General features: G+C 56.2%; 13 protein-coding genes. All 13 read right to left on the minus strand.

All coding sequences use genetic code 11. The annotated features are described in order from the left end of the window. Positions 1 to 194: 194 nt before the first annotated feature. The 13 genes from A3850_RS02765 to A3850_RS02825 all read right to left on the minus strand — a co-directional run bounded on the left by A3850_RS02765 (position 195) and on the right by A3850_RS02825 (position 19,700). Complete coding sequence (locus tag A3850_RS02765; RefSeq protein WP_197493971.1) at positions 195 to 1,499, minus strand: TRAP transporter large permease; 1,305 nt, start codon at positions 1,497 to 1,499, stop codon at positions 195 to 197. Then, positions 1,489 to 1,956 (minus strand): TRAP transporter small permease, encoded by a 468-nt coding sequence (locus A3850_RS02770; protein WP_068213973.1) that lies wholly within the window; start codon positions 1,954 to 1,956, stop codon positions 1,489 to 1,491. The genes A3850_RS02765 and A3850_RS02770 overlap by 11 nt, the downstream gene beginning before the upstream one ends. Before the next feature lie 56 nt (positions 1,957 to 2,012). Next, positions 2,013 to 3,005, minus strand: coding sequence for a TRAP transporter substrate-binding protein (locus tag A3850_RS02775; RefSeq protein ID WP_068213975.1), 993 nt, complete (start codon positions 3,003 to 3,005; stop codon positions 2,013 to 2,015). Next, a complete protein-coding gene (uxaC, locus tag A3850_RS02780; protein WP_068213977.1) occupies positions 3,002 to 4,429 on the minus strand; it encodes a glucuronate isomerase in 1,428 nt (475 codons plus the stop codon). Before uxaC ends, A3850_RS02775 begins: the two co-directional genes overlap by 4 nt. Positions 4,430 to 4,471: 42 nt before the next feature. Further along, positions 4,472 to 5,650 carry a mannonate dehydratase gene (uxuA, locus tag A3850_RS02785; protein WP_068213979.1) on the minus strand — a complete coding sequence of 393 codons (1,179 nt, stop codon included), beginning with the start codon at positions 5,648 to 5,650 and terminating at the stop codon, positions 4,472 to 4,474. A 49-nt stretch (positions 5,651 to 5,699) separates the two neighbouring features. Next, the gene (locus tag A3850_RS02790) at positions 5,700 to 6,497 is read right to left on the minus strand and encodes an SDR family oxidoreductase (protein ID WP_068213981.1); all 798 of its coding nucleotides are present in this window, start codon (positions 6,495 to 6,497) and stop codon (positions 5,700 to 5,702) included. A 54-nt stretch (positions 6,498 to 6,551) separates the two neighbouring features. Continuing rightward, on the minus strand, positions 6,552 to 8,804 hold the full coding sequence (locus A3850_RS02795; RefSeq protein WP_068213983.1) for a T9SS type A sorting domain-containing protein: 2,253 nt from the start codon (positions 8,802 to 8,804) through the stop codon (positions 6,552 to 6,554). A gap of 40 nt (positions 8,805 to 8,844) precedes the next feature. Beyond that, positions 8,845 to 10,044 carry an alginate lyase family protein gene (locus A3850_RS02800; protein WP_068213985.1) on the minus strand — a complete coding sequence of 400 codons (1,200 nt, stop codon included), beginning with the start codon at positions 10,042 to 10,044 and terminating at the stop codon, positions 8,845 to 8,847. Then, positions 10,037 to 11,263 (minus strand): alginate lyase family protein, encoded by a 1,227-nt coding sequence (locus tag A3850_RS02805; protein ID WP_068213987.1) that lies wholly within the window; start codon positions 11,261 to 11,263, stop codon positions 10,037 to 10,039. Before A3850_RS02805 ends, A3850_RS02800 begins: the two co-directional genes overlap by 8 nt. A gap of 14 nt (positions 11,264 to 11,277) precedes the next feature. After that, the gene (locus A3850_RS02810; protein WP_082921579.1) at positions 11,278 to 12,258 is read right to left on the minus strand and encodes a DUF4861 family protein; all 981 of its coding nucleotides are present in this window, start codon (positions 12,256 to 12,258) and stop codon (positions 11,278 to 11,280) included. A gap of 11 nt (positions 12,259 to 12,269) precedes the next feature. Next, on the minus strand, positions 12,270 to 14,720 hold the full coding sequence (locus A3850_RS02815; RefSeq protein WP_068213990.1) for a glycoside hydrolase family 2 TIM barrel-domain containing protein: 2,451 nt from the start codon (positions 14,718 to 14,720) through the stop codon (positions 12,270 to 12,272). A 337-nt stretch (positions 14,721 to 15,057) separates the two neighbouring features. Further along, the gene (locus tag A3850_RS02820; protein WP_068213992.1) at positions 15,058 to 16,641 is read right to left on the minus strand and encodes a T9SS type A sorting domain-containing protein; all 1,584 of its coding nucleotides are present in this window, start codon (positions 16,639 to 16,641) and stop codon (positions 15,058 to 15,060) included. 107 nt (positions 16,642 to 16,748) lie between these two features. Next, positions 16,749 to 19,700, minus strand: coding sequence for a TonB-dependent receptor (locus A3850_RS02825; protein WP_068213994.1), 2,952 nt, complete (start codon positions 19,698 to 19,700; stop codon positions 16,749 to 16,751). Between the last annotated feature and the right edge of the window lie 76 nt (positions 19,701 to 19,776).

Below are 19,776 nucleotides of genomic sequence, written 5' to 3' on the forward strand. Positions count from 1 at the left end.
TTACTACTGATTAAAGATTCTCCCGGATGCGAAGGACCCTAAAGGGGTCCCCCCTAGCCCAGGGTCAAGGAGGCGGAGCCGACGCGACCCTGGGTTTTCGTGAATTTAATGGGTTTCGATTTCCATATTTTTTCATGCACGAGTGGAGCTTCATAAATCACCCCAACGGTCCCCCCCGTAGTGAGGTCCATACCCTACAACCCAAACAACCGCGGCAGCCACAACACAATATCCTCAAAAAACGTAATCGCCAGTAACACCGCGATCATCGCACCCAGGAAGGGCAACAAGGGTTTGATCACCTCCCCCACCGAGATCTTCGCGATGCCGGCACCAACAAATAGGATCGTCCCCACCGGCGGCGTACAGAGGCCGATACAGAGATTCAGGACCATCACGATGCCAAAGTGGACCGGGTCCATGCCCAGGCTAACGACTACGGGGAGGAAGATGGGGGTGAAGATGAGCACCGCCGGAGTCATATCCATAAAGGTACCGACCACCAGTAGGGTGATGTTGATCAACAGGAAGATCAGGATGGGGCTGCTGACGGTATTCAGCAAAAAGTCCGTCATCAGTTGTGGGATGGATTCGAAGGAGAAGAGCCACGACATCGCCATACTCGTGCAGATCAGGAACATGACGACCGCCGTCGTTTTCGCGCTGTTCAGGATCACGGAGGGTAGTTCTTTAAAGGTGATCGTACCGTAGGCAGCTCCCAGTGCCAGTGCGTAAGCTACCGCCACTGCGGCTGCCTCCGTAGCGGTGAAGAAACCGTAGATAATACCGCCTACTACTACGACCAGCATCAACAGACTGAAGAAAGCCTTGCGGAAGTCTTCCCAAATCTGGCTCAGGGCCACCCGTTCGCCGCGGCGGAACTTCCTACGAAAGGCAATCACCGCCGCCACGGCCATCAGCGCCAGACCCACCAGGATACCGGGGATGTAGCCGGCAATGAACAGCGCTTCCACGGAGGCCGCGCCACCACTCGCCAGTGCATAAATGATGAGTACGTTACTCGGGGGAATCAACAGGCCCGTCGTACTCGCCGTAATGTTGAGGGCGGCGCTGAAGGGGCGCGGGTAGCCTTCTTCCTCCATCCGGTCCGTCATGACGCTACCGATGGCCGAGGCCGCCGCCACCGCCGATCCGGAAATGGCTCCGAAGAGCATCGCCGCGAGCGTATTGACGTAGGCTAACCCACCCGGCAGGCTCCCCACCAGGGATTTGGCCAGGTTGATCAAGCGGTTCGCTACCCCACCCCGATTCATCAACTCGCCAGCTAGCACGAAAAAAGGGATGGCCAGCAAAGGGAAGCTATCGATGCCGGTCGTCATCCGCTGCGAAACGGTGGTGATGCCCGGCAGGAAAGCGATATTCAATAAAATGGTGAGCGTAGTCGAAATACCAATGCTATACGCAACCGGCACGCCGTACCACAGCAGACCAAAGAAGCTCGCGAAGAGCAACAGGATGCTGATCATCTCAATACTCATGGCGCGAATAATTGTAGTAGCTGTAAAAGATCACCAGCAGGCCGCTGAAGGGCACGATGGCGTAAATAAATCCGAGGGGAATACTCATCGCCGCCGATAACTGGCCTAGCCGCAGCGTCGTGTATACTAGGTTCCCCCCACCAATTACCATGACGACCAAAGCAAAGGCAGCCATCACCAACTCAATAATACGCAGCCGTTGCACCTTTTTCTCGGGCGGTAATTTATTTAGCCAAAAATCCATGGCCAAGTGGTCCCGTTGGCCATTGAGGTAGGCGGCACCCAGAATGGTAAGCCAGATCAAGGCGTACCGTGCCAGCTCTTCCGTAAAGGTGAAAGACTGCCCGAATACCTTCCTGCTGAGGACTTGCCCCAGCACGTCCACCACCAACAGCGCAAAGATCACAATGAGAAAAATCTCAATGATCCTGTTTATTGAAGTATATAGCTTTTTCATTTTCTCTTTTTACGTGTGCCCCCTTTCACTTAACCAGCGGTAGCAACTTTCATATACTACTGCCCCTGAATACTCTCCACCAAGCGCCGCATAGTTTCGTCCCGACTGAACTCCGCTACCACCGATTTGGAACTTTCGGCGAAGAGGGATTTTTCCGGCTTAAAGATCTCCACGCCGGCTTCCCTTAGTGTCTTCATGCTCAGCTCCACGTTATCCTTCCAAAATTGCTTTTGCGCATCGGCGGAGCGCTTGGCGGCCGCCATCACCCAATCCTGTTCCTGTTCAGTGAGCGACGCCCAGTAGCCCGTTCCCATTACCAGGACGTCCGGTACCGAGCTGTGCTCATCTAGGGTGTAATACTTGGCAATTTCGTAGTGGCGGCTGGTCACGAAGCTCGGAGGGTTGTTTTCCGCCCCGTCCACCACACCCTGCTCGAGGGCGGAATACAGCTCGCCGTAGGCCATCGGAGTAGCCGAGCCGCCCATGGCGTTAACCATATCCACTGACATCTGGTGGCTCATCACCCGGATCTTCATGCCCGCCAGGTCCTCCGGCGTTTTTACCGGTTTTTCGACCGTATAGAAACTACGGCTACCGGCATCGTAGAAGCAGAGCCCCTTCAAAAGGTAATCGCTACCGGCCTCCAGAATTTCCTTTCCCGTTGGTCCTTCCAGCACGTTGAACATGTGGTCCTTACCGCGGAAGAGGTAGGGCACGCCGAGCACTTTGTATTCCGGCGCGAAATTGGCCATCGTCGCCGCGCTCACTTTCGTCATGGCGATGCTGCCGATTTGCAGTAGTTCGAGCACTTCGCGTTCGGAACCCAGTTGCCCGTCGGGGAAGATCTTCACGTCGAGTTGGCCCCCGGAGCTTTCGCGGATCTCTTCGGCAAAGACCTCCATCCCCTGGTGCACGGGGTGGGACGTCGGCAGGGTGTGGGCCAGGTAGATCACCTTTCCACCACCCAGCTCCTGGCAGGAGTTCAATCCCAAGAGCAGCACGCTGGCAGTCAGCAAAACACCCAGCAAGTTGGTCAGCGTAGTCTTCATGCGGTCACCGTTTGTTCGTGGAATTTAAAGTAGTTCCGCGCGTTGCGGTAGCATACGTCACCGACGAGGCCACCGAGTAACTCGAGGTCGTTTGGCAGTAAGCCTTCGTGGACGTCCTGGCCGATTTTATTACATAAGATTCGTCGGAAATATTCGTGCCGCGGGAAGCTGAGGAAACTACGGCTATCCGTCAACATCCCCACGAATTGACTCAGCAGCCCCATATTGGAGAGCGCGTCGATCTGCTTCTCCATTCCGTCCTTTTGGTCGAGGAACCACCACGCGGAGCCCCACTGAATTTTTCCGGCCATACTCCCGTCGTTAAAGTTCCCGGCCATCGTGGCGAAGAGCTCATTATCCCGTGGGTTCAGGTTGTAGAGGATGGTCTTAGATAGCTTATCCAGGTTATCCAGGCCATCCAGCAGGTAGGCGAGGCCTTCGGCCTGGGGGCGGTCGCCGATGCTATCGCAGCCCACGTCGGCACCGATGGTCCGGAGCAGGCGGGAGTTATTATTTCGCAGCGGGCCGAGGTGCAGCTGCATCGTCCAGCCGCGCGCGTGGTATTCTTTGGCCAGTTCGCGCAGCAGCGTCATCTGCCATTGGGCTCGCTCCGCCGGTAGGATCAGGGTGCCATCGCGCCGGCGTTGCATCATATCGTCCAAATTCCCGACGGTATCTTCTACTGCGTAGAGTTGGGGCAGACCGTGGTCCGACAAGCGACAACCCAGGTCATGGAAAAACTCAATTCTTTGTTTCAAAGCATCCACCAGATCGGCGAAGGTGCGGATGTCGCTACCGATGATCTCTTCGAGCTTTTCGAGGAAGTCCAGGTGGTCGTCCCCGCCAATCGTCAGGAATTTATCGGGCCGGAAGGTCGGCAACATCAGCACGCTATCCTGGGCGCTGCCGCGGGTGCGGTGTTGGGTATGCGCGGCTAACGAATCCGTTGGGTGGTCCGTCGTACAAATGACCTCCACCCGTTGCTGGTGAAGTAAGCCTAAACAAGAGTGGGAGGGTTGGGAGAGCTGCGCCGAAGTAAGAGCAAACATGTCATCCGCGTTCTTTCCGGATAGTAAATCAGTCACACCGAAGTAGCGCTGCAACTCCAGGTGCGTCCAGTGGTAAAGCGGATTCCGCAGGGTCTTCGGGACGGTTTCCGCCCAACTCCGGAACTTCTCCTCCGCCGGAGCATCACCGGTAATGTTGCGCTCGTTGACGGCACTCGCCCGCATCGCCCGCCACTTGTAATGGTCTCCGGCCAGCCAGGCTTCCGTAATATTAGCAAACTGATGGTCCGCCGCCACCTGCTCCGGGTCGAGGTGGTTGTGGTAATCAATGATCGGCAGGTCCGCGGCGTAATCGTGGTACAGCCGCTGCGCCGTCGCAGTCTGCAGTAGAAAGTCTTGGTCAAGAAATGGCTTCATCAGGATAAGGTAAGCATCAATTAGGGGAGAATGAAGGCTGGATTACGCCGAATGAGAGCGAATAATCCCCTCTTCCAAGCCCCGCAGTTCCGCCAAACCACGCAGCCGGCCGATGGCGGAGTATCCCGGATTGGCCCATTTCCGCAGGTCGTCGAGCATCCGGTGTCCGTGGTCCGGCCGCAGGGGAATACTGACGTCCTGTTTCCCGGCGGCCAGCAATAATTCTTTCATCACGGCGTACATATCCACGTCACCGGCCAGGTGGTCGGCTTCGTAAAAATCTCCCGCCGCGTTGCGTTTGGTGGACCGCAAGTGAGCAAAATGGATCCGCTCACCAAAGTCGCGGGCCATTGCGGGTAAGTCATTGTCCGGGCGAGCTCCGTAGGACCCCGTACAGAAGCACAATCCGTTGGCCGGTAGATCCACCGCATCGAGGAGGTGCTGAGCGTCCGCGGCGGTACTCAGCACGCGGGGTAGCCCCAGCAACGGGAAGGGCGGGTCATCCGGGTGAATCGCCAGCTTCACGCCGACTTCCTGGGCGACGGGGGCGATCTCCTTCAGGAAGTTGATCAGGTTTGTCCTTAACTGTTCGGCGTCGATTCCCCGGTAAGTATCCAACGAAGCCTGGAAGGAGGCCAACGTCGGCTTAGCCTCGGTCGTCCCACCGGGTAAGCCGGCAATGACGAAGGTGGTTAACCGCTCAATGGCTAGGTCCGTCATGTTGGTGAAGTAGCTGGCGGCGGCCTCCCGTTCGGCGGGGGTGTAATCCGCTGCGGCGCCCGGCCGTTTCAGGATGTGCAGGTCGAAAGCCGTAAAGGCTCCCTTATCGAAGAGCAGCGCCTCGGATCCATCGGGCATCTTGTACTCCAGCTCCGTCCGCGTCCAGTCCATGACCGGCATAAAGTTGTAGGTCACTACCCGTACGCCGCGGGCGGCCAGGTTGCGGATGCAGGTCTTGTAGTTATCGATGTAGCGGCGGTAGTCCCCCGACGCCCGTTTGATGTCCTCGTGCACGGGGACGCTTTCCACGACGGACCAGGTGAGTCCGGCCGCTTCGACGAGGTCGATCCGTTCCTGAATAGCTGCTTCTGTCCACACTTCCCCGTTCGGGATTTGGTGGAGGGCCGTTACCACGCCGGTGGCCCCCGCCTGGCGGATATCGGCGAGGCTGACGGGGTCGTTGGGGCCGTACCAGCGCCAGGTTTGTTCCAATCTTTTCATACTCAATTTTCGTAGGTGGTGGCGGTTCCAGCGGGGAACTCAGAAAAAATTAAACGCCGCAAAAAGCACTGAACCCACCGTCCACGGGAACGACAATGCCGTTCACGAATTTGGACGCATCGTCGCAAAGCCACAGCAGGGTACTCATCAGTTCCTCCGGCTCCCCGAAACGCTTGACGGGGGTTTGGCTGATGATCGTCTCCCCCCGCTGGGTCAGGCTACCGTCTTCATTTAGGAGGAGACTGCGGTTCTGGTCAGCGATGAAAAAGCCCGGCGCAATGGCGTTGACGCGGATGCCTTCCCCGTACTTCTGGGCCAACTCCACGGCCAGCCAGCGGGTGAAATTATCGACGGCGGCTTTGGCGGCGGAATAGCCAACTACCCGCGTGATGGGTAACAGCGCGGCCATTGAGGAGATATTAACGATACAACCACTCCCCTGCTCCACCATCGGTTTAGCGAAAGCAATACTGGGGATGACCGTCCCCAATAAATTCAGGTCGTTCACTTTTTTAAAGTCATCGATCCCCAGGTCGAAGATGCTGCTCTGCGGGCCTACCGTAGCGCCCGGACGGTTACCACCGGCCCCATTTACGAGGATATCCACCCGGCCGGCGGCTGCCAGTACCTTTTCCACCGCACCCGCGACAGCGCCCTCGTCCAGAACGTCGCATTTAATGGCTTCAATCATCAGGCCTTCCTTAGCGAAATCGCGCACGACGGCCGTAGATTTTTCTTCATTGCGGCCGAGGATAAATACGCGGGCCCCTTCTTGGGCCAACGCCCTTACGAAAGCATTACCCAGCGTACCGTTACCACCGGTAATGACGGCTACTTTATTATTCATCTTAATCTATTTACCCAGGCAGCGACATTGAATTAAATTCATATACCGCACCTTTTACTGCTTAATTAATTTCATACGCGCCACGCTTCCTTCGGCGGACCGCACGAGGACGAAGTACAGACCTTTCGTGAGCTTACTGACGTCAACCTGGCCGCGCTCGCTTACGGTCAGTAAGGGAGAGGCTACCCGGCCATCCGCGCTGAAAATGCGTACCCGGTGGGCACCCGGTGGCGTCAGGAGCGTAAAGCTTTCGTTGGCCGGGTTCGGGAACAACTGCAGGGCGCTCTGGAGGGCGGGGCTGAACGTATTCACGAAGTCGCCGAGCAACAGATCAGCAGGCAGCGCCGCGCCCTCGCCCGGAGCTTGAGCGACACCCCGCTGCACGATGAACCAATCCACCATGCTACCATAATCCGCGCCACCGGATTTACCGAATTCTACGTACGCGCGGTCAGTTCCCTCCGCCGTTGAGGCCGTCAGGAAAGGCGCATCCTCTTCGTCGAGGTACACGGACATGAATTTGTTTTCGACGACGATCCGCACCAGGTGAAAATCATCATTCCAGTTGAAGGGCACGTCGCGGTCAACGGCGGGGGAAGACCGCTCCAGCTTTACGTTAGACTTGTTGATGCGCACTTTTTGCCGCACCCCGGCCATCCGTACTTCAATGTGCATCAGACTCGAAACATCGGCCCGTACGCCACGGATCCGCGCCACGATCGTGACGGTGGTATCCTGCGCGCTCAGGTCGTAACGCCACTTGAAATTATCGTTCTCCGTGCTCCGGAAGCCGTAAAAATTATTGCTGGGCATACTCGGGTCGGCCACCACTTCGTCAACGGGCGCTGCCGCGGGTGCCGTGTTGAGGGACCAGAAACTGGTCTCTACCTCCGGCCGAGCGTTACCCCGAAATACATCCCAGGGAAAATCCGCGTTACTGGACCCCGTCGTGAAGGACCACAGCGGGCTACTGGTAGTACCATTAGAGTTGGTGGCGTCTACTCTCCAGTAGTAAGTGGTGCTCTCCGTTAATTCGGGTTGAGCGCTACCTCCAGTTTGGGTACCAATACTCGGAGGGTCCGTGGTTGTACCGAGAAATACTTCGAATTCGTCAGTATTGTTGCCAGCCGTCCAGGCCAGGCCGAACCGGGGGTTGACTTCTGTAGCGCCATCCGCGGGTGTTGGGTTGGTGGCTACTCCGGGCAACGCATTTACATCGTCCGTCGCGGCAGTGACCGTGTTGCTGATGGCGGAGGCGTTCCCAGCAGCGTCGATGGCTCGGACGTAAAAATCAAAGGAAGTTCCGCTCGCTAAATTGGCCACGGTCGTATCCAAGCCGGTTACGGTAGCTACGAGCGCATCATCCTGGAACAGCTGGTAGGCAGTTACGCCAAAATCATCGGTGGAGGCTTCCCATTCTAGGTCAATCGTAGTGAAACTGGTGCCCGTAACCGTCAGGCCGGAGGGGGCGGAAGGCGCTTCGGTATCGGGCTGTACGATGGCTTCGCCGGGGCAAAAGGATTCGGCGGATTCGGAGACACAGAAATTGGCGAACAGGACCTGCTCGTCGCGCAGTACGGAATTCTTACTACGGTAAACCCCGAATTTGGGGCGGCTCAGCGTTGCGCCCGTGCGCCAGAGATCGATGTCGTCGTTCTGGTACTCCATGATGGTGCGGCCGGTTTGCATGTCCTTGATGTTCATTTCCAACTCACCGTTTTCACCGTGCACTTGGCGCATGTACACCTCTACCCAGCGGCCACGAAATTCTTCGATGGGTGCCCGGGCGACGGACCCTAAGTCTGCACCGGTGTCTCCACCGTCGTGCTTTAGCTCCACCCGGTCCGCCCGTGCGGTGATGGTGAGTACGGGGAATCCCGAATCGGCTCCTCCGACGACCTTGTTTTGAAACAGGTGAGTGAAGGAGGAGGCACCAATGAAGTTCTCGTCTAGCCGGAACTTCCAGCGATACCAGGAGGTAGTGCCTAGCCCGTGACGTAGTTCAGGAATCGTATTCGCGCTTCCTTTGATCTCCATTCGGACCCGATCAAAGACCTGGCAACGGTCGTTATCCTCTTCAATGTGGCTGTGAAAGACGAATACGTTGCGATCTAACTCTGCGTCATACTGCTGGGTAACGTGGGGGCCAAAATCCGTGTGTACACAGTCCGGGTCCTCAATCTGGAAACCACTGCTGATCAGTGCCGGGTAGCCGCTTCCGCTATCACCGGAAGCCGTGGAGGTTACCTGAGCAAATAAGGGACAGGCACCCAAAAGAAATAGGGATAGAAAGACTAGGTAACGCATTTGGGATCGATCTTAAAGCAAGTAAAAAGTGGTGGTGGTACTATTCGGAAGTTACCCAGAGGGAGGGTTCCCGCACGGGGAAGTTACGGTTGATCTCTTCCGCCTTTCGTTCCGGGCTAAGCTTACGCCAGACGCTCATCATGTCAGCATCGTCGTAAGCTCGGGCCGCCAGGAGCAGGCCGGTCGTTTGGATGGGGATTTGGTCGAAGTACTGAACGTCTGGTGGGTAGGTCCAGCTAGCCTTGTCCTGAATGAAGGGAAGCATGAACGCCCACGCTTTTTGCAGGCTACCGTTCTTTCCTTCGTAGGTCCAGAGGTTATCGCTTGGCGTGGAGGCCAGTTCGGCGAGCACGGAGTAGCCTTCCAGGTTGAAAAGGGTGTAGTTGTAAGGTTTGGTCCGTTCCAATTCGTCGGGGAAGCCACCGTCGGGTGCCAGCTGCGCGGAAAGCAGTTTTTTGAACTGGGACCGGGCGACTTCCATCAGCTCATCGTTACTCGTGAGGTGAGCGAAGGCAGCCAGTTGCGCGGCCCACCAGGTACTGTGGTTATTACCGTGGTCTTTTTCCTTGAGGCCGTATTCGTGGGTATTCATCCACGTTGCGTAGGTATCGAACCAATCCTTCAGGCCCAGTAACCTTTCACCTTGCAGTGCGCCTTTTTCGGCCAGGATCTCAATGGCCCGGGCAACCTCGATGAGGTGGATCGTATCGATGATGCCGATCCCCCGGCCACTGACCTTCCCCTTGATGGCCTGGGCGTAGAGCAGGCTTGGGTTCATCTTCGTCTCCTCATCCAGAAAAAAGGCTTGTAGATGGGTGATGGCGTGGTCCGCGTACTTCTGCTCCCCCGTCATTTGGTAGGCAGCCACAAGGGTGGAGACAACTTCGTTAAGCTGCCGCATGATTTGCCGGTGGGCAACGAAATTGTCGGGGTTGGTCTTTCCATCCCTGCGGACGTAAGGTCCATCTGGATCTTCCGGGTTCGGCCACCAGTAGTCGCCTTCGGAGTAGAAATCGTGGGGGCCACCCTCACTGCGTTCGCTCGTCGCGCTGGTGATGGGCACGGGGGCCTGCTCCAGGAAATCATCCGCGCGAGCAATTACGTTCGTGCCCGAAAGGTCGTCCTCCGTTAAAGCAAAGACCTCCGTGGTGTCCGCAGCAGGGGTGGATTCAGCCGGTCCGCAGGAGTAGGAACAGCAGAGCAGGAGCACGATGAGTAGTGATGGAAAATATTTACTCATGTGCTTTCAGTTTTTGCCAGATGACCAGGTTCGCGTGGTGGTCATCCTTTCCCGCGTCCAGGCTTTGCCAGGTTTCCAGGTAGCGATCGTCGCCCAGGCCCCAGGCGGCAAAAACCAGGAAATCATTTTGGTGGGGGTGGATCTCCGTTTCCAATTCCGTAAGGTAGGGCCAGGCCGCCGGGTCGTTCAAATAAGGAAGGGCGTAGGCCATTGCGTCGGCTAGGCTGACGGTCTTACCGGTAGTGGAGCCTTCCTTATCTGCGCCCGTCTCCTTTGAGAAAGCCGGCAGGGTGGTTTCCGTTTCGTAGGTCCAGAAGTTTTCCTTCTCGTCACTCAGCAATTCGGCGTAGGTCGCCCAGGCACGGAGGTTATAGTTGATGTAGTGGAAGGGTTTTGTCCGTCCCAACTCATCGGGCTGGCTGCCATCCACCGCAATCTGGATGGGTAGTTGCTCGCGAAATTGGGCCTCAGCAATCTCCGTCAAATCCGCTCGCTTAGCGACTCTGGCGAAAGCGGCAACCTGTGCACCCCACCAGGTGCTGTGGTTGTTGTTATTGGTCTTTTCGTCTTCTCCGTAGGGGTGGGTGGTGAGCCAGGTACCGAACTGAGAGAACCATTCCTCGGTAGCCGTCAGATCAGTGCCCTTGAGGAGCCCTTTTGCGCGTAGTAGCTCAACACTGAGCGCTACGTTGATCAGCCGCAGGGTATCGATAATGCCAATCCCCCGGCCCGTGGTGATGCCCCGAATGGCCTGCCCGTAAAGCAGATTGGGGTTCATCAGGGTTTCGGGAGTTACGAACCACGCCCTCACGTGGGCAATGGCCCGGTCGGCGTACTTCTCGTCACCGGTGATTGCGTAAGCTGCGGAAAGTGTAGTCACCAGTTCAGAAAACCGGGCCAGCGCGTTCTTATGCCCCCTAAAGTTTTCAGGGTTGGGCCGGCCATCTCTGCGGATGTAGGGGCCACCCGGGTTGTCTACGTCCGGCCACCAGTAAAGCCCTTCGGAGTAATAATCGTGGAGGCCACCCGCACTGCGCTCCGCTACAAAATCGGTAATGGTAACGATCTCCTCCTCCAACATCGCATCCGCCTCGGCGAGAATGGCCTGATGGTCCAGATTTAGGGAGTTGACCATCTCCGGACTGCTGTCATCCTGGCCGTCCGGGCTCGAACAGGTCTGAATGATCATCAGTAAAAAAACAAGCGGCAGTATCCGCATATCGATGTGATTATTTAGTTGGCAGCGATTCGGACCTGATTTAAAAACCCAGCCTCATCCTTAGTGCCACTCTGGTCGCGCTCCCACACGGCAATCAGGCGGTAGCTGACGCGTTGCGGTGCATTTTCGAAAACCATCAGGTGGCTAAGCGGGTCCGTTACCTGTTTAGGAGCGTAATCCGTATCAGCCACTATGGCCATGCCAAGTTGTTCCTTGTGGTAGCTCTGCTTACCCCAGTTCATCAGGTAACTGTAGTCACCGGCCTGCCCAAACGTAGCTTCGGGGAGATGGCTGACGATACCCGTCGCAAACTGCATCCCTTCGGGAAGTTCCTCTCCGCTGGGCAGGTACAATTCGATGGTGGAGTAATAATCGCCGGGCGCAATGCTCCAGTCCTGGACCAGGTCAAATTGTTCTCCTTCTACTTTTAGGCCTTTGAAGGTGGTCCGGATAAGGGAAAGATCTCCCCCACTCTCCACCACCTCGATCGTCTTCACTTCGCAATCAGACAGGGCGTACACCTCACCCCCGGTGTAGATGGCCGGGCTACCGAGGCCAAGGCTGTTGCCCACCTTGAGGATATCGGAACCCCAATCCATAATGTCGTGGTAATTCCAGCTGACCGTATCCATGACGAGGTCGCTTACGGATTTACCGTAGATATCAAAGCGGTGGCGGCTGTCCGCGTAATATCGAAAGGCGACCCGATCGTTCTCCAGCACCGGGCCCTCGAACATGATCCACTTGTTCTGGGGGCTGAGGTCGGATGGTACGGTCAGTTTCTCTTGCGAGACGTAGGCGCCCTCAACCCGGTTTGCGTCCGAAGCGTCAAAGGCAACCGGCTGCGTGAGCAACAGCGCCTGCGTGGTCGGTGATGAACGCACTTCCGAAACTGATTCATCCGCAGACTGCCCATCCGTCGGCGACGTAGGTTGGCAGGCCATGGCTACGCCGCAGAGAAATACGAAGAATATAGATTGGAGTCGAATGGTCATTAGAGCGGTAGTTACTTACGGGCGGTACTAAAATCAATGACAAGGTAGCTGCCTTTGAAGTCTTGGTTACGCGCTTCAATGATGGCCCGCCCGAATTCCGCCGGCGTAAGCTCAATGGCGGCGTAGCCATTGGCCATCTGGATGATGTTACTGCGCGTCGGCGTTCCGTAGTGCTTGAGTAATTCTCCTTGCCCATCCAGGGTAAAGTAGAGTTCCTGCTCGTAATCGTACACGCGCAGCCCGTTCTTATCCCGCATGGTGGCTTCTACCAGCAGGTTGCCATTGTCCAATGATTTGTGCTCCAGGTGGACGCGGTCCGGGTCCCCCGGTTGCTGGTAATCGTAGCTGACGGTCATCTCGTCCGTAGCGATCAAATTGCCGTCTTTATAAGCCCGGGCCACCAGTTTATTGGCGCCCTCCTTGAAGTTGACGTCCCAGTTCAGGCCACATGCAGGCGCTTGGGTGATGTCCCGCGTCTTGCGGCCCAACGCTTTTCCGTCGTGGAGCAGTTCTACCTCGTCGCAGTTGCTGAACACTGCGATATTTCTCAACTTCCCTTTTGGCCCCCGGCGGTGGGTCCAGGTGTGGGATTCGATGTAGGCAAACGGTTCCTTACCCCAGTAGCTCTTGTAGACGTAAAAGGCATCTTTCGGCTTACCGGCCCGATCCACCAAACCTTTTTGGTTCACGTAGGGTATGGCATTTTGCGGGCGCAGTGGGGTACCAAAGTCTTTAAAAGCCCACTGGGCGTTGCCGGCAAAACCCGGTAGGGTCTCACTTACGGAGAGGTGGTAATCAAACAGATCTACGATGTAGGTCTCCGTCCAGTCCCCCCCTTTGGCGATGTTTTTGACGTTGACTTGGTTAGCCACTTCCGCCCAGTCATCTTCGTTGACGGAACCCGTCCCGGTGATGGGGTTCTCCGTGTGGCGGCCTACGTGGCTGGAGCCCCCGTATTCCATGTGCAGGAACTGCTTGTACTTCTGCTGGTTCTTCTTTAGCGTATTTCCGTAATTGGTGTACACCCCGGCGTACCAACCCGACCAGATGGAAGGGGAAAAAACGTCCACCAGATCGGCGCCCGCGTAGTACTTACGGATGGCCGTCTGCCGGTAGGGGTCCATCGTATGCGCGATGGTATTCAGTTTGGTGAGGTAGGCGTTCATAGCGGACTCATCGTCGCCGCCCTCAAAGTCCGGCAGCCAGTAGATCTCGTTACCCAGCGACCAGAACAGGATACTGGGGTGGTTGATGTTTTGGTTGATCTGCTCGCGCAGTAAGCGCTCGGTATTGGCTTGCCATTCTGCTTCGCCGAGCCCACCGCGGCACCAGGGGAGTTCGTCCCAGACAATGATGCCCATTTCGTTACAGGCGCGGTACACTTCCGGGTCCTGAGGGTAATGGCCCAGACGGAGGAAATTGACGCCCATCTCCTTCATCAGTCGGATGTCCGCTACGTGCAGCGCGTTCGGCATGGCCGCGCCGTAGCCCGCGTGCTCTTCGTGGCGGTGGGTACCCCGCAGCAGCAGGCGCTCGCCGTTGAGGTAAAAAGCGCCGTAGGGTTCAAAACGGAACCATCGGTAACCGACGGTGCTGACTTGTTCGTCAACCACTTGCTCACCTTCCAGAAGTTGAGTCTTAAGGGTGTAGAGATTTGGGGAATCTGGAGACCACAAAGCGGGTTGCGTAATGGCGGGTAGTGTGATCAGCCCATCTTCGGGTAGTTTCCGTACCCGCATTTGCTCTTCTGCCACGACGCGGCCGGAAGCGTCCATCAATTGGCAGCGGACCTTGGCTTTCTTACCCCTCCCGTTTTTCTGGTTGAGTTGCACGCGTACTTCCGTCGTAGCGCGGTCAGCGGAAACTTCGGGGGTGGCAACGGCTACGTGCGCGATGTGGGTAACCGGGAGGACTTTCAGCCACAAGTCACGGGTAATGCCTCCGTAAATAAAGAAGTCTGCCTTCTGGGAAGGAATGACGTTCGGGTTATAACTGTTATCCACCCGAATGGTGACGGTGTTCTTTTCGGCGGGCTTCACCTGGTCCGTGATGTCCACTTCAAACCCGACGTAGCCACCAACGTGGCCGCCCGCACGCGTGCCGTTTACGTAAACGTCGGTGGTGATGTTAGCGCCCTCAAAGTAGAGGTGGTAACGCGCGCCGTCCGCCGCTTCGGGGACGGTAATATCTTTTTGGTACCAACTGGCGTCGCGCCGGTAGCCGGGGGCGGCATCCATGGCGTCCCACTGGTTCCAGGTGTGGGGAAGATCAATGGCCTCCCAGTGTGTTTCCTGGTTGATAGCGGCCAGGTCGGCCGTATTGTTTTCCGAATATTGCCAACCCTCATTCAGGTTGATCATCGTTCTCACCAGTGGCCCTTCCAACGCAGCCAGGCGGTTACTTTCTGTGGCCTGCAACACCAGGCAAGCAATTCCTAAACCAATGGTGGCTAATAACTTCATCGTAGGTTTTATTAAGTGCGCGGGGCTAACCTTATATGCATCGGAAGGTAGGGCGCGGCCGCAGGTGCCGGGTGATGGGGGGCGGAGCTGCCCCTACACGTAATTGGGTACCGTATACGGATTGAACCACTCCAAAATTGAAGGGTCTTCGGAGCGTAGCTTTTTGCTGTTCAGTGTTGAATACTCAGCTTAGGAAGGGATGGTTTGTCGTAGTAGCCCTTAGCCTGAGAACGTCTGCTCAGTAAAGACAGGGAAAAACTTAATCTTTGTACGTAGCAAAATTTGGGAGTGGAACCCGTTTTCTAACGGGCCCCACTCCCAAAATCAGTGAGCGGGATTAGCGCTTTACGATCCGCGTGTACATGTGGCCTTCCGGCGTGAACAGGTTTGCGAAGTACATACCGGCGGGCATGTTGGTCATCGCGTCCACGGTGATGGATTGCTCACCAGCCAGTTGCGTACCCGTGTAGAGGGTAGCTACCTGCTTACCGGTCGCGTCGTACAGCATTACGCTGACCGGGCCGGTTTCTGTAAGGTTGTAAGTAATGGTAACTTCCGTAGCCATGGGGTTCGGGTAAGCCTTCAGCGCCAGGGCAGCATTGTAGTTCAGTGGATTACGCAGGCTTACGGGCTCAGCGCCACAAGCAGTGCGGGCACCTACGCGGCCACCGTCAGTAGCAGCAGTTGCGGAAGCAGCATCGTCGCTGTAGCAGGGGTCAAAAGTGCTGAAGTCGAACAGGTAACCATTGTCAAACGGGGAGCCGGACCGGCTGATGGGTTCCACCATCATGTCCAATAGATCCGTGCTGGAACGGTCGTTAATGGCCTGCTTGGTGTAGTTCAGTACCCGCTCGCGGCCGGGTACGTTACCCAGGTCCACCACTTCAGTGAAGTAAGCTTCGGAGGAGTCACCGAGTACGGCGAGGAAGTTTGGGCCAAAGACCGGGCAACGGTCCACTGTATCCGTACTGTTGAAGTAATCCAGGACGTCGTCCGTGTAGAAGATGTTATTGTTCTTCATCTCGATGGAACCACCCTCGGGGATAGAATCAGAGGTGAAGAGGTAGGTAACCACTCCCTTGGAGCCCAACTGCTCATCGGAGATGGAAGGCGTGGTACCCATCATTTTCGGGTTGCTGAAGAGGTTGTTGTTGATCACGGCTTCGCGGGTGTTACTCAACTGGATCAAGCCGTGGCGGCCAACGTGGTTGTACACCGTGTTGCTGGAGAACTCGAAGTAGTTGTTGCTCCGCTGGCGGAAACCAATGTAGAGACGGTCCAGGATGTTGCCAATGACGCTGTTGCGGATAACCACCGAGTCCGCTGCCGTGCTACGAACGTCGATCAGACGGCCGTTACCCTGGAAGCGCTGGTAATCACCCATGTTTTGGATGAAGCAATTTTCGACGTAGGACTTGGAGCCATCCCCTTCAATCCGCGCAATTGCCTGGCGGCTCTTTTCGATCCAGCAATTACGGAAGATGTAACGCTTGTCGATACCGCGGGGGCGGATGGAAGAGTTTTCGAAGTTACCGGCGGTAGGTGATTCCTCACCCATGATGACGTGGCAGCCATCAATCGTGAAGTTGCCCGTTCCCTCGTACATCGGGGCCAGGTTAGTCGCACCAGCGTTGAAACGCTGGATGAGTGGCATCATCGGGTCCGTCAAACTGGTCGGGGCGGATTCGGCGACGAAAGCGACGTCAAATTCCCATTCCTTCTTGGAGTCGAAGTAGTAAAGGCCACCGCGTTCCAGTACGAATACCGTGTTGGTGGGGTTGGCGTCAACGAAGTTGCTCAAGTTGGTGGCGGGTACCGTTGGCGCGAGGGGGTCCAGGTTAGCCGGGACCTCGATGCGTTGGGCAGAAAGGCTGGCCGCAAAGCAGCAAGCACAGAGGAGTAAAAAGTATAGTTTCTTCATGGTAGCGATAGTGTATTGAGTTAAATGATCGAAAAGTATTGGAGGGCCCACTAACGGATTCGTACTGGACCCACCGGGTTAGGTAGCTGATGAAGACACCAGCCGGTTTATTGAAATTTGTACTCCACGCCGAAAGTGGCCGTCGGGCCGTAGCGCGTAACGGAAGTGACGAAGTCCCGTGTCTCCAGCGTCTCCCGGTCCAGCGAAGTGAAGAAGTTGATGTCCCGCTGGTCGGAGATATTATTGAGATTCAGGAAGAGGTTGACGCCATTCTTGAACTTCTTTTTTACCGCCGCGTCAAAGCGCCAGAACCCCCGGTTGGAGCGGTCCTTCGTGAAGCCCTGGCTGTAGCCCGAGATCTTATCCCCCTGGTAAGAAGCGGAGACCCGCAAGGAAAGTGAACGCTTCCAGTCATACCCAAGGGAAGCGTTGAAAATGTCCCGCGCCTGCCCCACCAGGGATACTTCCCGTTGGTCCGTACGTACCTCCCGGATGGGGATGAAGAGGATGGGGTCAAAGCTATTGGTAATGGCCCGCGAATTGATCGTCGTCTCCGAGTTCAGACGGGTATAGTTCAGATTCGCTACAAACCCGTTGAAAGGCTCGGGTAAAAAGTTCAGGTTACTCTGCAGCTCTACCTCAAAACCCTGGACGCTCGATGCAGGAGAGTTATCGTAGGTCGTCAGCAGCGCACCATCGATGTTATTGATGTCCTGTACGTCAAAGCGCTCCGCATCTTCGGGGGAAGTGATCTCCAGAAAGATGGGGTAGAAGGCATCCTTGATGTCCTTGTAAAAAACGCCACCGGAAAGCAGCCCCCACTTACCGTTAAAGGCCGTCACGAAGAAATCGTAGTTGGTGGATACCGATGGGTCCAGATTGGGGTTACCCCGGCTGATCGTAATGTCTCCGTTCAGGTTGACTTCCGTTGCGGGGACGATGTAATTGTAGTCCGGGCGCGCTAGCGTCGTAGAGTACGATGCGCGGAAATCCAACCAAGCCGCCGGCTTATATTTCAGGTGGAGGTGCGGCAGCGGAATACCGTAGTTAACGTCGCGCTCTTCGGGGGTAACGGAGCCGCCCTCCCCGAAGGCGCCGGAGAGAATGGCCCGGGTTCCCCGGTAGTTGTTGTCGGAGTACTCGTAACGGAAACCCGGGATGGCGGTGAATTTGTCCCCTACTTTCAGCTTAACCTGCAAGAAAGTAGCGTAGACGTTCTCCGTTAACCCGTAGTTATTATCGGAACCAAAGCGGCTGGATTGTGTGAGGTTCTCCCCGCAACGGTCCTGAAACTGACGGATCCGCTCCGGGTCAAGGTTAGAAAACTGGGAGATCGTCTGACCGTTCTCGCGGGTGAACTCCAGGCTCTCGTCCCGCTCAAAGTTGGACATCCCGTAGTAGAAATTACCCGTCGGGTCCACGGCGATGGCCGGGGCGTTGGTATCCAAACACTGCTCGAAGACGGTGTTCTCAATCAGGTAGTAAAGGCGGCCGAAGCGTTCCTGGAAGTTCCGGTCTTTTTCAATGGAAGTCACTTTGCCACCCGTTTTGATGGTAGCCCGCACATTCTCACCCAATTGGAGGGGAATCTCCACGTTGACGAAAGCACTGGCAATTCCCTCGCTATTACCACTCACGCTGGAAGTTGCCTGCTGCAAATAAGAACCTTCCGGGTTAGGCTGAGCAAAGTCGTAAAACTCCTCGGGGAAGTCCCGGCGATCCCGAATACCTGGGTCAAATGCCGGTTGCACTTCGTTGCGGAAGAGCAATTGGTAGCGGTTGGGCGTTTCACCCGTCACTTTTGAATAAGCCGCACCCCACTCCACGTTGAAACCATTCAGCTTGTGGCGGGTAGATACGGAACCGGAAAAAAGGTCGATTGAACTCTCCTGCAGGTCACCAGTAAATTGAAGGCGGTTATTATTAGGGTCGTAAGTCTCCTCCTGCTCAAAACGGTCGCGGGAAGTCCTGGAGAAAATACCGAGCACGGTAACGTCCGTCTTGCTACCCAACTCAAAGTCCAGCCCCAGGCTACCATTTTGGCGTTTCCGAATCTCCTCGATCTCCCGGAAGCGCAAATTGTTTCCCCGCTGAGCAAAGACGTTATTGACAGGGTCGAGGTTATCGACCAGGTCATCCCCCCAGCTTTGGTTGATGCGCTCACCACTTCGGTTAAAACGCTCCACGTTCGCCGTAGCCGTGATGCCCAGCTTACCCTTGAGCACCCGCTGCGAGAGGGAAGCCGTGGCCTTATAATCTTGTGCCGTACCAGTAATGTCGTTGTACCCACCCAGCACCTTGATGGATGCCTTCCGCTCTTTCGGCGCCTTGATGATATTAAGGTTGATGGAGCCACCAATCGCATCACCGTCCATATCCGCCGTGGGGGACTTGAACAGTTCGATACCCGACAGCAATTCCGGAGAGATCAGGGAAAGGTTGACCGAACGGTCCGTACCGGAAGTAGAAGGTAAGCGCACCCCGTTGATGGAGATGGCCGTGAACTTGGGGTCCAAACCCCGCACTACCACCGTCGAACCTTCACCACCACTCCGGTTGATGGCTACCCCCGGCAAGCGAGAGATGGCTTCCGCCGCATTGACGTCCGGTAACTCTTTGATCTTATCCGCAGATACGAAGTTGGCAATAGCGTCGGAATTCAACTGCTGGTTGATGGCCTTGGCCTGCCCTAATGCCTGGGCGGTAACGATGACGGTTTCCCCCGAATAGACTGCTGACGATAAGGTGGCGTTGGCCTCCGTATTTGCATCGGCCTTGACCTCTACGGTCAGGTCGTAATTCGCGTAACCAGTGTAGGAAACCGTAATCACCTGCGTACCGACGGGCACCTTGTTCAGGAGGTAGGCGCCATCAATATCCGTTGCCGCCCCTACCGAAGGGTTATTCTTTAGGTAGACACTCGCACCCGGCAGCGTGGTAGACCCATCGCTATCGAAGACGGTTCCACTAACGGAACCCGTCTGCGCGAACAGGGCACCTCCACCCAAAATGAGTAAACTGAGGACGAGCGGGAATACGCGGAGTAAGGTGTGTTGCATGTTGATTGATCGACAAAAAGAGAAAAGAACTGACAGGCCGGCCGCTACAAATGCAACCGGTTGCAAACCTACTCAT

Origin of the sequence: Lewinella sp. 4G2 (assembly GCF_001625015.1) — a bacterium.
Taxonomy (GTDB): domain Bacteria; phylum Bacteroidota; class Bacteroidia; order Chitinophagales; family Saprospiraceae; genus Neolewinella.

What these genes read in the sequence shown, in the direction of transcription:
- A3850_RS02765 (WP_197493971.1), bottom strand. Translation starts at nt 1,499, where the DNA reads ATGAGTATTGAGATGATCAGCATCCTGTTGCTCTTCGCGAGCTTCTTT.
- A3850_RS02770 (WP_068213973.1), bottom strand. Translation starts at nt 1,956, where the DNA reads ATGAAAAAGCTATATACTTCAATAAACAGGATCATTGAGATTTTTCTC.
- A3850_RS02775 (WP_068213975.1), bottom strand. Translation starts at nt 3,005, where the DNA reads ATGAAGACTACGCTGACCAACTTGCTGGGTGTTTTGCTGACTGCCAGC.
- uxaC (WP_068213977.1), bottom strand. Translation starts at nt 4,429, where the DNA reads ATGAAGCCATTTCTTGACCAAGACTTTCTACTGCAGACTGCGACGGCG.
- uxuA (WP_068213979.1), bottom strand. Translation starts at nt 5,650, where the DNA reads ATGAAAAGATTGGAACAAACCTGGCGCTGGTACGGCCCCAACGACCCC.
- A3850_RS02790 (WP_068213981.1), bottom strand. Translation starts at nt 6,497, where the DNA reads ATGAATAATAAAGTAGCCGTCATTACCGGTGGTAACGGTACGCTGGGT.
- A3850_RS02795 (WP_068213983.1), bottom strand. Translation starts at nt 8,804, where the DNA reads ATGCGTTACCTAGTCTTTCTATCCCTATTTCTTTTGGGTGCCTGTCCC.
- A3850_RS02800 (WP_068213985.1), bottom strand. Translation starts at nt 10,044, where the DNA reads ATGAGTAAATATTTTCCATCACTACTCATCGTGCTCCTGCTCTGCTGT.
- A3850_RS02805 (WP_068213987.1), bottom strand. Translation starts at nt 11,263, where the DNA reads ATGCGGATACTGCCGCTTGTTTTTTTACTGATGATCATTCAGACCTGT.
- A3850_RS02810 (WP_082921579.1), bottom strand. Translation starts at nt 12,258, where the DNA reads ATGACCATTCGACTCCAATCTATATTCTTCGTATTTCTCTGCGGCGTA.
- A3850_RS02815 (WP_068213990.1), bottom strand. Translation starts at nt 14,720, where the DNA reads ATGAAGTTATTAGCCACCATTGGTTTAGGAATTGCTTGCCTGGTGTTG.
- A3850_RS02820 (WP_068213992.1), bottom strand. Translation starts at nt 16,641, where the DNA reads ATGAAGAAACTATACTTTTTACTCCTCTGTGCTTGCTGCTTTGCGGCC.
- A3850_RS02825 (WP_068213994.1), bottom strand. Translation starts at nt 19,700, where the DNA reads ATGCAACACACCTTACTCCGCGTATTCCCGCTCGTCCTCAGTTTACTC.